Origin of the sequence: Mycobacterium novum, assembly GCF_010726505.1 — a bacterium.
GTDB lineage: Bacteria > Actinomycetota > Actinomycetes > Mycobacteriales > Mycobacteriaceae > Mycobacterium > Mycobacterium algericum.
Genome location: NZ_AP022562.1, coordinates 672,969 through 686,442, shown reverse-complemented (window position 1 = coordinate 686,442; position 13,474 = coordinate 672,969). Strand labels below are relative to the sequence as shown.

Annotated in this window: 10 protein-coding genes; 4 read left to right on the top strand and 6 right to left on the bottom strand. The window is 68.8% G+C overall.

All coding sequences use genetic code 11. The features are described from left to right. Nucleotides 1-95: 95 nt before the first annotated feature. The gene (locus G6N19_RS03075; RefSeq protein ID WP_193465741.1) at nt 96-878 is read right to left on the bottom strand and encodes a hypothetical protein; all 783 of its coding nucleotides are present in this window, start codon (nt 876-878) and stop codon (nt 96-98) included. Between the two features lie 325 nt (nt 879-1,203). On the opposite strand from G6N19_RS03075, the gene G6N19_RS03070 reads away from it, so the two are divergent. Further along, nucleotides 1,204-3,234, top strand: a complete 2,031-nt coding sequence (locus tag G6N19_RS03070) for an MFS transporter (protein WP_193465740.1) — start codon at nt 1,204-1,206, stop codon at nt 3,232-3,234. A 15-nt stretch (nt 3,235-3,249) separates the two neighbouring features. Here G6N19_RS03070 and G6N19_RS03065 read toward each other — a convergent pair whose 3' ends face one another. Next, on the bottom strand, nt 3,250-3,810 hold the full coding sequence (locus tag G6N19_RS03065; RefSeq protein ID WP_013828160.1) for an LppP/LprE family lipoprotein: 561 nt from the start codon (nt 3,808-3,810) through the stop codon (nt 3,250-3,252). A 119-nt stretch (nt 3,811-3,929) separates the two neighbouring features. Between G6N19_RS03065 and G6N19_RS03060 the strand changes: the two genes are divergently transcribed. Beyond that, the gene (locus G6N19_RS03060; RefSeq protein ID WP_041317431.1) at nt 3,930-5,675 is read left to right on the top strand and encodes a DEAD/DEAH box helicase; all 1,746 of its coding nucleotides are present in this window, start codon (nt 3,930-3,932) and stop codon (nt 5,673-5,675) included. Next, the gene (locus G6N19_RS03055; protein ID WP_193465739.1) at nt 5,672-6,811 is read left to right on the top strand and encodes an acyltransferase family protein; all 1,140 of its coding nucleotides are present in this window, start codon (nt 5,672-5,674) and stop codon (nt 6,809-6,811) included. Before G6N19_RS03060 ends, G6N19_RS03055 begins: the two co-directional genes overlap by 4 nt. 172 nt (nt 6,812-6,983) lie before the next feature. On the opposite strand, the gene G6N19_RS03050 is transcribed toward G6N19_RS03055, so the two are convergent. From G6N19_RS03050 to G6N19_RS03040, 3 genes are all read right to left on the bottom strand, one after another. Next, nucleotides 6,984-7,586, bottom strand: a complete 603-nt coding sequence (locus G6N19_RS03050; RefSeq protein ID WP_083038594.1) for a TetR/AcrR family transcriptional regulator — start codon at nt 7,584-7,586, stop codon at nt 6,984-6,986. Next, nucleotides 7,586-8,806: a cytochrome P450 gene (locus G6N19_RS03045; protein WP_193465738.1), complete on the bottom strand. Its 1,221-nt coding sequence runs from the start codon at nt 8,804-8,806 to the stop codon at nt 7,586-7,588. The genes G6N19_RS03050 and G6N19_RS03045 overlap by 1 nt, the downstream gene beginning before the upstream one ends. A gap of 113 nt (nt 8,807-8,919) precedes the next feature. Beyond that, complete coding sequence (locus G6N19_RS03040; protein WP_193465737.1) at nt 8,920-10,290, bottom strand: FAD-binding oxidoreductase; 1,371 nt, start codon at nt 10,288-10,290, stop codon at nt 8,920-8,922. A gap of 87 nt (nt 10,291-10,377) precedes the next feature. Between G6N19_RS03040 and G6N19_RS03035 the strand changes: the two genes are divergently transcribed. After that, the gene (locus G6N19_RS03035) at nt 10,378-11,490 is read left to right on the top strand and encodes a hypothetical protein (protein WP_193465736.1); all 1,113 of its coding nucleotides are present in this window, start codon (nt 10,378-10,380) and stop codon (nt 11,488-11,490) included. Between the two features lie 9 nt (nt 11,491-11,499). Here the strand turns inward: G6N19_RS03035 and G6N19_RS03030 are convergent, their stop codons facing one another. After that, nucleotides 11,500-13,458 carry a hypothetical protein gene (locus tag G6N19_RS03030; protein WP_193465735.1) on the bottom strand — a complete coding sequence of 653 codons (1,959 nt, stop codon included), beginning with the start codon at nt 13,456-13,458 and terminating at the stop codon, nt 11,500-11,502. Nucleotides 13,459-13,474: the final 16 nt, after the last annotated feature.

Here is a 13,474-nt window from a genome sequence, read left to right as displayed (position 1 = left end):
TATTCCCGATCGTCCGGTCGGGCGCCCGACCGGCGCCCGCCTGCCTGCATAAAGGCTAGCCCCTTCGCGTTATTCCGCCACCGGTGTTCGGTTGATCACGCCGACGGTTGCGCGGGTCTTACATCGTCGTCGGGCAGGGCCGGCAGCAGGTGCAACGTGACCGGCCAGCGGTCGGCGGCCGGGCCGAACGCCTTGCGGGCGTTTCCGACGATCTTCTTGCCGATGAAGCGGTTGCCCAGGGCCCCGATCACCGCGCCCAGCCCGACCGGCAACAGCTTGCCGAACGCCAGCGCCCCCCGCCGCAGGGTGAAGCGTTTGACGAAGTACCGCAGCAACCGTGAGTTCAGCTCCGATACCGCCGGCAGCGGCAGCGCCGCCGTCCCCTGAGCCAGCCAGGCGCCGCTGGTGCGGCCCGAGCCGAGCAGGTCGGCCATGGCGCCCTTGCCCTGGTCGCCGACCAGCACCGCCAGCACCAGGGCGCGCCGCCGTTCCCGGTTGTCGACCGGAATGCCGTGCACCTCGGCAACGCACAGCACGAAGAACGCGGTGGCCTCCAGGAAGACCGCGGTCTCGCCGGCGACCGCCGACAGCGCGAGCAGGGTGCCGATCGCCGGCACCGCCGCCGTGGCGCCCACGGCGGCACCGCTGGCCGTGGCCGCAGCCAGGTAGCGCCGCTCCAGCTTCTTCACCACTTGGGCCGGACCGACACCGGGATCGCGGTGGCGCAGCCGCTCGACGTAGGCGCGCACCGCCGGGCCCTGCACTTTCTCGCTGCTCTCGATGACCCGCGACAACACCCGGGCCGTCATGCCGGGCTTCTCACCGCCGGGGGCCGGCGCCGGCTCCTGCGCCGACCGCCGTCGCCGAAAGATGCCCATGGTTGCCTCCCATTCCGACTCCGTAGTTGTTCAGGCTAACGTTCCGGTGGGGGTTTACCCGCTTCAACGGGCCGCTAGCCGTTCGGCAGCGAATCAGGGCACCGGCGCTGCGAGTTGTTCAAGGCAACTTCTGTCCGTAGCGTCGCATGAGGTGGCTACAGCCCGGAACCGCAGAGCGCAGCGAGGGGAGGGGCGGCGCTTGAGCGCTACGAGCAGCCGGACTCGCCCCGGCGACCAACCGAGACGCCCCGGTGGTGGGCGTTTCACGATCCCGCGACCGGTCGGTCGGGGGGATTCGGCCAATCCGTGGAACGCGTTGTGGGCGATGATGCTCGGATTCTTCGTGATCCTGGTGGATTCCACGATCGTGGCCGTCGCCAATCCCAGCATCATGGCGGCGCTCGACGTCGGCTACGACACGGTGATCTGGGTTACCAGCGCCTACCTGCTGGGGTACGCGGTGCCGCTGCTGGTCACCGGTCGGCTCGGCGATCAGTTCGGCCCGAAGAATCTCTACCTGGCCGGGCTGGCGGTGTTCACCGGCGCCTCACTGTGGTGCGGTCTGGCCGGCGGGATCGACATGTTGATCACGGCGCGCGCGGTGCAGGGGATCGGGGCCGCGCTGTTGACGCCGCAGACCCTGACGGTAATCACCCGGACGTTTCCCGCCGACCGCCGCGGGATGGCGATGAGCGTGTGGGGAGCGACGGCCGGGGTGGCGACGCTGGTCGGGCCGCTGGCGGGCGGGGTGCTGGTCGACGGGCTGGGCTGGGAGTGGATCTTCTTCGTCAATGTGCCGGTCGGTGTGCTCGGCTTGGTCCTGGCGTACGTGCTCATCCCCGATCTGCCGGTCCACCGACATCGATTCGACCTGATCGGGGTGGCGCTGTCGGGAATCGGCATGTTCCTGCTCGTCTTCGCGCTCCAGGAGGGCGAGTCGCAGGGCTGGGCGCCGTGGATCTGGGCGCTGATCGTCGGGGGCGTCGGCTGCCTGGCGCTGTTCGTGTACTGGCAGGCGGTCACCGGGGGCGAGCCGCTGGTCCCGTTGCACATCTTTCGTGACCTCGACTTCGGTCTGGCCAACATCGGGGTAGCCGTCATCGGTTTCGCGGCCACCGCGATGGTGCTGCCGGTGATGTTCTACGCGCAGGCGGTGTGCGGCATGTCGCCGACCCGTGCGGCGCTGCTGACCGCACCGATGGCGATCGCCAGCGGGGTACTGGCCCCCGTCGTCGGCAAGATCGTCGACCGGGCCCACCCCCGGACGATGGTCGGGTTCGGCTTCTCGATGCTGGCGATCGCGCTGACGTGGCTGTCGCTCGAGATGACGCCGGTCACGCCGGTCTGGCGGCTGCTGCTGCCGTTCACGGCCGTCGGTATCGGAATGGCGTTCATCTGGTCGCCGCTGGCGGCGACAGCCACCCGCAACCTTCCGCCGCACCTGGCCGGCGCCGGCTCCGGGGTCTACAACGCAACCCGCCAGATCGGGGCGGTGCTGGGCAGCGCCGGCATGGCGGCGTTCATGACGTCGCGGATCTCCACCAATCTGCCGCCGATGCCGGGTGGTCTGCACCCCGGGTCCGGTAACCGGAACCTGCCCGATTTCCTGCACGAGCCGTTCGCGGCGGCGATGTCGGAGTCGACGCTGCTACCGGCGTTCGTCACGCTGTTCGGCGTGGTCGCGGCGCTGTTCATGGTCGGCTTCGTCATCGCGCCGGCTCGCCGGACGGCCCGGCCGATCGCGGATCTCGACGACGACGATTACCCCGATGGTGACGATTGCGACGACTTTGATGACCTCGACGGACTCGCTGACCGCCGCCGAGGTTCGGATGCCCCCGTCGTGGAACGCGTCAGCCTGCCGCGTCACTTCGCGGCGTTGAGGACTCCCCGCAGCGACGAAGCCGATGAAGTCGGCGAAGACGATGACCCGACCGAGCTGATTCCGGTCGTCGTCCCGAGTCGGCGGGGTATCCGCCCGGCATCGCGCCGCCCCGGCCGCCACGACGCACCTCAGGTGCCCTGGCCTGTCCGGCCTGCCCCGTCGGCCCGGCCGGTCCGGCGTGAAGTCCGCCCACCGATCCGGCATGAGGACCCCGCCACTGAGCCGCTGACCGTCGAGCTTCCGCCGGTAACCGCCCTGCCGCGGGGTGAGGACCCGACGCCGCTGCAGCACAACGGCTTTCATGTCGGTACCGGACGGCGCTACCGTCGGGTCGTCAACGGCGAACCGGTGCCGGATGTGCTGGCCAAGTTCGGGATCACCGGCGGGGGTCCGGGGCGCCGCAACCGGCACTATCGGGACGACGCCGACGACACCGACGAACTCGGGCGATACTCCCACCGCGACGATTGATCGCGCGGCCGCGGCCTAGCGGGTGGTGTTGCCGATGATCTCGACGCCGGCGCCGTTCCAGTGGAACTTCACCAGGCCCGTCAACCCGGCGATGCCGCTGGCGTTCTGCAGGGCCACCGTGTCGGTGGTGCAGTGCGCGAGGTCGATTCCGTTGAACCCGTAGGTGTCCGGCACCGATTGCGGAAGGAACGCGCCGCGGTGAAACAGCACGGCACGCGTACTCGGCTTCTCGGCGTTGGTGTTGGCTTTCACGATCACCGCGGACAGGTCGGCGCACTCGCTGTAGTTGCCGGCCAGCGGTTCCGGGCTCCAGGGCTGGCCGCTGCGCGGGTCTTTGGGCAGCTCCGAGACGGCCTTGGCGATCGCCGGGGCGGCCAGGTCGACCGCGCACGGGTCGGCCGGCGCCGGGCTGCCGGCCGGTGTCGACGTGGTGACGGGCGGCGCAGCCGTGGCGGTGGGGCTGGTGTTCTGCGGGGTCTTGGCGACGGTCGAGTCGCCCGAACCGCAACCGGCCAGCAGCGCCGCGGACAGTGCGCCCAGGCCGGCGAACAGTCCTAACGGTCTTGCGGCAAACACATCGGGCACCGTACCGGTGCGCGGCCGAGAACTTCGGGAGGCGCGGCCGACCGGCGTCGGCGGCTGCGAATCAGTGGTGGCGAATCGCAGGCCTGGTTGGCCGTAGACTGCTAGGCGTCATGACCTCGCCTGATGCCCCCGCCGGGCCGATCCCGGACTCGCCGGCCCCGCCCGCAAACGCACCTGTTACTACGTTCGCCGACCTGCAGATACACCCTTCGGTGCTGCAGGCCGTCGTCGACGTCGGCTACGAGACGCCATCGGCGATTCAGGCCGCCACCATCCCGGCACTGTTGGCGGGCTCCGACGTGGTCGGGCTGGCGCAGACCGGCACCGGTAAGACCGCGGCGTTCGCCATCCCGATCCTGTCGCGCATCGACACCGCCAGCAAGGCCACCCAGGCGCTGGTGCTGGCGCCCACCCGCGAGCTGGCGCTGCAGGTCGCCGAGGCGTTCGGGCGCTACGGCTCGCACCTGCCGCGCGTCAACGTGCTGCCGATCTACGGCGGCGCGTCCTACACCGTGCAGCTGTCGGGTCTCAAACGCGGCGCCCAGGTGGTGGTCGGCACCCCGGGCCGGGTCATCGACCACCTGGAGCGGGGCAGCCTGGACCTGTCGCACCTCGATTATCTGGTGCTCGACGAGGCCGACGAGATGCTGCAGATGGGTTTCGCCGAGGACGTCGAGCGCATCCTGGCCGACACCCCGGAGTACAAGCAGGTGGCGTTGTTCTCCGCGACGATGCCGCCGGCGATCCGCCGGATCACCACGCGCTATCTGCATGATCCGGTCGAGGTCACCGTCGAGGCGAAAACCACCACGGCGGAGAACATCTCGCAGCGCTACATCGAGGTCGCCGGTCCGCGCAAGATGGACGCACTGACGCGGGTGCTCGAGGTGGAGACGTTCGAGGCGATGATCGTGTTCGTCCGCACCAAGCAGGCCACCGAGGAGGTCGCCGAAAAGCTGCGCGCCCGAGGGTTTGCCGCCGCGGCGATCAACGGTGACATCGCTCAGGCGCAGCGGGAGCGGACCATCGCGTCGCTCAAGAGCGGCAATATCGACATCCTGGTGGCCACCGATGTCGCCGCCCGCGGCCTGGATGTCGAACGCATCTCGCACGTGGTCAACTACGACATCCCGCACGACACCGAGGCCTACGTGCACCGCATCGGCCGCACCGGGCGGGCCGGTCGATCGGGGACCGCGCTGTTGTTCGTCAGCCCGCGGGAACGCCACCTGCTCAAGGCGATCGAGCGGGCGACCCGCCAGAAGCTCACCGAGTCGACACTGCCCACCGTCGAGGACGTCAACGCCCAGCGAGTGGCGAAGTTCGCCGACTCGATCACCACCACCCTCGGTGCGGACGGCACCGATCTGTTCCGCAGCCTGGTCGAGGAGTACAGCCGGGAACACAACGTGCCGATGGCCGACATCGCCGCCGCGTTGGCGTTGCAGTCCCGCGACGGGGAGGCGTTCCTGATGGCGCCGGAACCGCCCGCCCGAGAACGCCGCTCACGCGACAAATCCGAGCGGCCCGACCGCAAGAGCGACCGCAAGGGTCCACCCAAGGAGGGGTTTGCCACCTACCGGATCGCGGTGGGCAAGCGCCACAAGGTCAACCCGGGCGCGATCGTGGGGGCGCTGGCCAACGAGGGCGGGCTGAACCGCAGCGACTTCGGCCACATCAGCATCCGGGTGGACCACTCGCTGGTGGAACTGCCCGCCAAGCTGTCGGGCAAGACGCTCAAGGCGCTGGAGCAGACCCGCATCCAGGGCCAGTTGATCAATCTGCGCCGGGACCGGCCGTCCGGCAAGCCCGCCCGCCACGGCGACGGGGGGACGCACCGGAAACGGATGGGATGACGCTGCCGAAGGAGGAGGTCGCCCAGGGCGGGCTCGAACAGGTCGCCCACGTCGATCGGGTCGCCTCGCTGACCGGTGTGCGCGCGGTGGCCGCGATCCTGGTCGTCGGCACCCATGCGGCCTACACCACCGGCAAATACACCCACGGCTACGCGGGCCTGCTGGGCTCCCGGATGGAGATCGGCGTGCCGATCTTCTTCGTGCTCTCCGGTTTTCTGTTGTTCCGGCCCTGGGTACGGGCCACCGCATTCGGCCGCCCGGCGCCGTCGGTGCGGCGCTACGCCTGGCACCGGGTGCGGCGCATCATGCCCGCCTACGTCGTGACGGTGGCGCTGGCCTACCTGATCTATCACTTCCGCACCGCCGGCCCGAATCCCGGCCACAACTGGATCGGCCTGCTGCGCAACCTGACGCTGACCCAGATCTACACCGACAACTACATGTTCGGCTACCTGCATCAGGGCCTCACCCAGATGTGGAGCCTGGCGGTGGAGGTCGCCTTCTATGTGGTGCTGCCGGGACTGGCCTACCTCACGCTGGTGTGGCTGTGCCGGCGGCAGTGGCGGCCGGTGCGATTGCTGGCGACGCTGGCGGCGTTGGCGTTGATCAGCCCGGCGTGGCTGGTCTTGGTGCATACCACCGACTTCCTGCCCGACGGCGCCCGGCTGTGGCTGCCGACCTATTTGCTGTGGTTCCTGGGCGGCATGGCACTGGCGGTGCTGCAGGCCATGGGCGTGCGCTGCTACGGTTTCGTGGCGATTCCGTTGGCGCTCATCTGTTATCTGATCGCATCGACCCCGATCGCCGGGGAGCCCACCACGTCACCGACCGGAACGTCGGAGGCACTGGTCAAAGCGGTGTTCTACGCCGCGATCGCCACCTTGGCGGTGGCGCCGCTGGCGCTGGGCAACGAAGGCTGGTACGCGCGCCTGTTGGCCAGCCGGCCGATGGTGTGGCTGGGGGAGGTCTCGTATGAGATCTTCCTGGTCCACCTGGTGCTCATGGAGGTGGTGATGGTGGAAGTGCTGCGCGCCCCGGTCTACACCGGATCGATGCTGAACCTGTTCGTGCTCACCATGGTGGTCACGATCCCGGTGTCGTGGCTACTGCACCGGTTCACCCGGGTGAGGTCCTGAGCCGCGTTCCCGGCGGACCGATAGAGGCCGGCGGCCCCATCGAGCCGGCGGACCCATGGAGATAGTTGCCCGCCTGTGAGCGACAAGGTTGGTTATGTCAACCCAGAGCTCGGAGCCACCCGGCGCCGGGACGGACATAATGTCAATTGTCGCTCGAAGGCGGGCAACTCTCCTATATCCCTGATCTTGCCCGCGCCGACCCGAGCCGGTCCGGCGCAACGACCACCGGGACCACGAACTGCGCCAGCATCGCCTTCTCGTCGTCGGCGTCGCGCCCCGGAAAGCTCAGCAGCGACGTCATCACCCGCACCACCCAACGGGCGCGCTGCTCGGTCTCGGCGTCCTTGCCGCCCAATCCCGACAGGAACGTCGTGACCATCACGGTGATGACGTCGGATCGTTCGGCCATCGCGGTGCCGATCGGCGGCCCGGTCTCGGCGAACCACGACGCCAGTGCCGGGTTGCCGCGCACCAGCGCCAGCGACTCGGTGATTCCGGTGATCAGCCGTTGCGCCGGGTCGTCGACGCCGTCGAGCCGTTCGGTGAGCTCGTGGTAGAGCGCGTTGGCCCAGCGGTGCACGTAGGCGGTGTGCAGCGCGTCGCGGCTCTCGAAGTAGCGGTACAACGTGGCGCGGGAACAGCCTGCGGCGCGGGCGATTTCGTTCATGCCCACCGATCCGGGGTCGTGGTCGGCGAACAGTTTCTCGGCCGCGTCGAGAATCTTCTCGGCGGCCAGTTCGCCGCGCTGATCCGCCAGCCAGGACCGCCCGGCCATCACGCCCCCGCGGTGAACGGCACCGACAGCGGCCGGCGCACGTAAGCGCCGCCGGCCCACCTGATCCCGGCTTCGTCGACGGTGAAGTCCGGGCAGCGGGCCAGCAGTTCCTCCAGCGCCACCCGCGCCTGCATGCGTGCGGCCTGGTTGCCGATGCAGTGGTGGGCGCCGTAGCCGAAGGTGAGGATCTGGCGGGGCTTGCGCAGCACGTCGAGTTCCCCGGCGGTCGGCCCGAACTGTTGCTCGTCGCGGTTGGCCGAGCCGTACAGCAGCAGCGCCCGGCGCCCGGCCGGGATGGTGGTGTCGCCCATCGTGACGTCGCGGGTGGCGGTGCGCGCCAGACCCTGCACCGGCGAGGTCATCCGCAGCAGTTCCTCGACGGCCTCGTGGATCAACGACCGGTCGTCGATCAGCAGCCGGCGCTGGTCGGGGTGCCGGTGCAGCAATTGCGCTGAGCCGCCGAGCATTCCGGTGGTGGTGTCGTTGCCGCCGGTGACCATGGTGAAGGCGAACGCCAGAATCGCGAAGATGCCGGCGTCGTCGCCCGGAGCGCCCATGCCCGCGGCGACCAAGTGCGAGATGGTGTCCTCTTCCTGGTCGGTGCGGCGCCGTTCGATCAGTCCGCTGAAGTAGGTCATCATCTCGACGACCGCGTCACCGGCGGAGGCGACCCCGTCTTCGCTGACGGTGGCCGCCACGATGGCATCGGTCCAGCGATCGAACTGGGCGCGGTCGGCCTGCGGCACGCCGAGGAAGTGCGCGACGACCATCGACGGCAGCGGTTTGAACAGTTCGGTGACGATGTCGCCGGAGCCCGCCGCACGCAACCTCTCGATGCGCTCGACGACGAACTCCCGGACCTGCGACTCCAGGCGCTTGACGTGTGCGGGGGTGAACGCGCGCGCCACCAGCTTGCGGAACTCGGTGTGCCGCGGCGGGTCCTGCATCACCATCGGCGGGTTGTCCGCCAGGCCGATCATCTCCAGGTCGTTGTAGTTGATCGTCAGGCCCTTGGCCGAGGAGAACGTCTCATGGTCGGCGGCGGCCGCCCAGACGTCGGCGTGCCGGGACAGCACGTAGTAGTCCTGGTCGGGGTGGCCGTCGGGGATCACGTGATGGACCGGGTCGTGCTCGCGCAACGCGGCGTACATCGGGTAGGGATTCGGCCACGTCTCGGCATTGCACGGCACGAACTTCGGGCGAGACATCATCGTCGTCATGTCTCATTCATACGACACGAGTGGTCAGCTGTCAATCCGCGAGTGGGAAATCTGCGACGCGACACGCCGGGGGAGCGTCGCAGGATTCCCGCTCGCGGCGGGCGGGGGCTCGGCTAGATCCCCGAGCTGGGATTGAGGATGTTCAGCGGATCCAGCGCCGCCTTGACCCGTTGGTTGAGTGCCATCGCGTCCGGGCCCAACTGCTGGGCCAGCCACGGCCGCTTCAGCCGCCCGACGCCGTGCTCCCCGGTGATGGTGCCGCCCAGCGACAGCGCCAGATCCATGATCTCGCCGTAGGCGGCTTCGGCGCGCTGCACGTGGTCGGGGTCGTTCGGGTCGTGGACGATCAGCGGGTGGGTGTTGCCGTCGCCGGCGTGGGCGATCACCGAGATCATCAGCCGGCGGTCCTCGGCGATCTGCTCGATGCCGGTGATCAATTCCGCCAGCCTGGGCAGCGGCACCCCGACGTCCTCGAGCAACAATGGCCCCTTGGCCTCCACCGCCGGGATGCAGAATCGCCGCGCCGCGATGAAACCCTCGGCCTCGACCGGGTCGTCGGTGGAGAACACCTCCTTGGCGCCGTGCTCGGAGAACACCCGGGCCATCAGCTCGATGTCCTCCGCGCCGGCGTGGCCTCGTTCGTCGGAGCCGGCCACCAGCATGGCGGCGGCGTCGCGGTCCAGCCCCATGCGCAGCTGGTCCTCGACGGCGTTGATCGCCGCGCGGTCCATGAACTCCAGCATCGACGGGCGCAACCGCCCGGAGACATCCAGCACCGCGTCGGCCGCCGCGGCCACCGAGTCGAACGTGGCCACCACCACCGCGGAATTGGGCTGGGCCGGCAGCAGCCGCAGGGTCACCTCGGTGATCACCCCGAGGGTGCCCTCGCTGCCGACGAACAGTTTGGTCAGCGACAGCCCGGCGACGTCCTTCAGGCGCGGCCCGCCCAGTCGCACCGCCGTGCCGTCGGCCAGCACCACCTGCAGGCCCAGCACGTAGTCGGTGGTGACGCCGTACTTGACGCAGCACAACCCGCCGGCATTGGTGGCGATGTTGCCGCCGATGCTGCAGATCTCGAACGACGACGGGTCCGGGGGATACCACAGCCCGTGTTCGGCGACGGCTTTCTTCACCTCGGCGTTGAACAGGCCCGGCTGGCAGACCGCGGTGCGCGTCACGGGGTCGACGGTGATGTCGCGCATCTTCTCGGTGCACAACACGATCCCGCCGTCGACGGCGGTGGCACCGCCGGACAGACCGGTGCCCGCACCCCGGGTCACCACCGGAACCCGGTGCTCGGCGGCCCACCGCATGACCGTCTGCACTTCCTCGGTGCGCAGCGGGCGCACCACGGCCAGCGGCGTGCCGGCCAACGGATCCAAGGCGTTGTCCTGCCGGTAGCCCGCGGTGATCGTCGGATCGGTCACCACCGTCCCGTCGGGCAGGTCGGCGATCAGCTGGGCCAGGGCATCCACGCGGGTCATCCTACGGAGCGGCAGCCGGCAGCCGATCCGAGAAAGCGCGCTTTTTCCGACATTGACCCGCTTTCCTGCTGCCACTAAACTTTTCCTGTGTTTAACCTGAGAGGCACGATCGGCAGGGCGGCACTGGCGGGCCTGGCGGTGACGCTGCCCCTGGGCGCGCTGGCCGGCGCCACGGCTGCCCGGGCTGAGATCGACGACCTGATCGACAGTGTCGCCGACGCCGCCTCGGTTCCGCTGACCGTCGCCGGTGACGGATTCGGCCAGCCCACCATCGACCTCTCCATCGGTGGGGGAGAAGCGATTTCGGTCGCGCTCGACACCGGCTCGCGGGGGCTGGTGGTCTCGATCTGGGACGTGCCCTGGCAGGACATCCTCAACGAGCTGCAGCACTTCAGCTTCGACGACATCAACTTCGGGGCGTTCCCGGCCGGCTTCACCGTCGGGCTGGACATCCCCACCTCGGTCGATTTCGGCAACGGCATCGTCGCCGAGCACACCATCGTCAACGGACTGCTGTTCAGTTTCCCGTTCTCGGCCATCGACGCCCAGGCGCAAGCCGGTGCGCCCGTGGACGGCATTCTGGGCATCGGCCCCAACGCCGGTGGCAGTCACCTGGTGACCGCGGACCTGCCCGGTGAGCTCGGCCAGGGAGTGTTGATCGACGAGCCCGGCGGGCGTCTGGTCTTCGGCGCACAACCCGACACCGTGGACGGAATGAGCCCGATCACGACCATCCAGGGTGCGCCGTTCCCCGGTGCTCCGCGCGACCTGGACCCCATCAAGATCCAGTTCGGCGACGGGCCGTTAGTGGAGACCGGAGCGGTCTTCGACAGCGGTGGCAAGGGCGGCTGGGTGACCTCGGACGCGTTTATGGACTATTTGCTCGCGGAGAACCCGCCGCCGGACCCCGATGTGTTCCGGCTGCTGGAGCAGTTCGAGATCGGTTTCGTCCCGGGCGGGCTACCGGTCTCGGTGTACGCGCCGGACGGCACGCTGCTCTACTCCTACGTCACGCAGGATTCCGCCATGACGGTCATGCCGAACTGGCTGATGAAGATGCTGCTGAACATCGACGGCGTGGTCAACACCGGCAACGCCGCGTTCCTGCACAACCCGGTGTACATCTCCAATACCGACGGCGGGGCGATGACCTTCTATGGAGCCACGCCGAATCCCGGGGCCAACACCGTCGAGCTGTGACGGGCGTGCTCAGCCGGCGTCGAACAGCGAGGCGAACAACGAGCCCAGGTCGGTGGGGGCGGTCTGCTCGACCAGCTCGGACATGTTCGCCCACTGCTGGGCGGCGGTCTCACCGACCTCCGTCGGCCAGGCGTCGTTGGCGGTCAGGATCACGGTGGCCAGGTCGTCGCGGGCATTGAGCAGTCCCGCGACGATGCCGCTGTTGGGGTCCAGCAGTGCGTCATTCAGCAGCGAGCCGGCCGTGCCGGGCAACAGCAGCGACAGCACGGATTGCGCCGCCGCCAGCTGGAACGGCAGGCTGATGTCACTCCACAGCAGCGGCAGGTTGTCGACCACCGCGGTCAGGCTGCCGAACGGGTCGGCTGCGAAGCCGTGCCACACCGCGTCCCAATCCGGGCTCAGCGCGTCGGTGAATCGCAGCTCCAGCGGCGTTTCCGGCTCCGCGCCGAACACCGCCGCGAAATTGTCGTCACCGATGAGCCCCTTGAGCCCGGAGAACAGCAATTGCTGTATCAGCCAGCTGGGTTGGGCGCTCATCCGGGACACGTCCAGGGCGTAGTCATACGACAGCACCCGCTGGGTCATGTCGGCGGCGTATTCGGCTGCGCTGACGGTCGGGGTGTCGTCGGGCAGGTATTGGGCCACATCGGCCACCGGCACCACCTGCGTGGTCACCTCCGTACCGGTCGGGTCGGTTCCGTCGGGGAGGTTTTCGAACCGGGCGAAGATCTCGCCGTTGGGGATGCCGCCGGTGTCCAGCCAGTTCGCCACACCGGGGTTGGTGGCGCTGACCACGTAGTAGGTGTAGCCGTCGGCGGAGTGAAATGCCGTGGTGTTGTTCAACGTGGTCTGCGCCAGTGTGAACGGCAAGGCCGCGCCGTAGACGTTCATCAGCTCGATGCCTTTGTAGGCGGCCTCCACGTCCGGCACTTTGACGATCAAGGCTTGGCCGGGCTCCAGGTCGAAATTTCCCGCGGACACATCAGCACTGGGCAGACCGGTGGCGAACAGGCTGGTCTCGGTGGTCAGCGGGCTCATGGTGTTGGCGGGCTGTTGGATCCCGGCGATCTGGGCCAGTCCCATGTTCTGAGTGTTGAACGGCCCGGCGATCTTGGCGAAGGCGCTGAACAGCGTGGTCAGTGCGTCGTCGATCGAGGTGATCTTCGGTGGCGCCACCGTGTCGTCGCTGGGGAAGAAGCCGCCTTCGGGGATGGCGAAGAACGGTGGGCAGTCGGCCACGCAGTGGATGCTGACGTCGCTGGGCCCTTTCGCCCAGTCGCCCAGCATGTCCCGGATCAACAGCGAAGCCGCCCCCTGGATGGTGGCGCTGTCGTCGTCGATGAAGTTGACCGCGCCGCTGGGCGCCTCCGGGCCGATATAGACGGTGAAGGTGCCGTCGGGGTTGACCACCAGATCGTGGCCGAGTTCCAAGCTCTCCTTGCTGACGGCCTGGGAACCGGTGATCTGCTCGGTGGCGATGGCGAACGCCTCGGTTCCGCCACCGAGGGTGCCGGTGAGCTCATAGGTCGCGCCCGGGGCCAAGCCGGCGGTCACGTGGTAATAGATGTCCGGGGTGAAGAACTGGAAGTACTGCCGCGGGCTGGCGGCGTCGCCGGCGATCACCTCCGGGGATTGGAAGAACCATCCGTCGAACAACTCGGTGACCCGTGAAACCCCGGACATCAGCAGTTCGTAATTGGTGTTCTGCAGACTCGTCATCAGCGACGCGACGCCGTCCGGGGTCGCAAACGGCAGTGCCGCGTCGTCGGCCGCCGCCTGCTTCATCACGTCCAGCAGCGCATCGATCGCCTGCTGGACCTCCGCCGACACCGCCGTCAGGGCCACCGGCCGCGGCTGTGCCGGGCGGGTGGGCTGCATCGTGATCGCCAGACCACCGCCCGCCACGGCCATCGCGAGTCCGGCCGCATAGAGCGCCTGGCTGCGTTTCTTACCTTGTTCGGTGGCCACGGCGACTCCTCTGCGC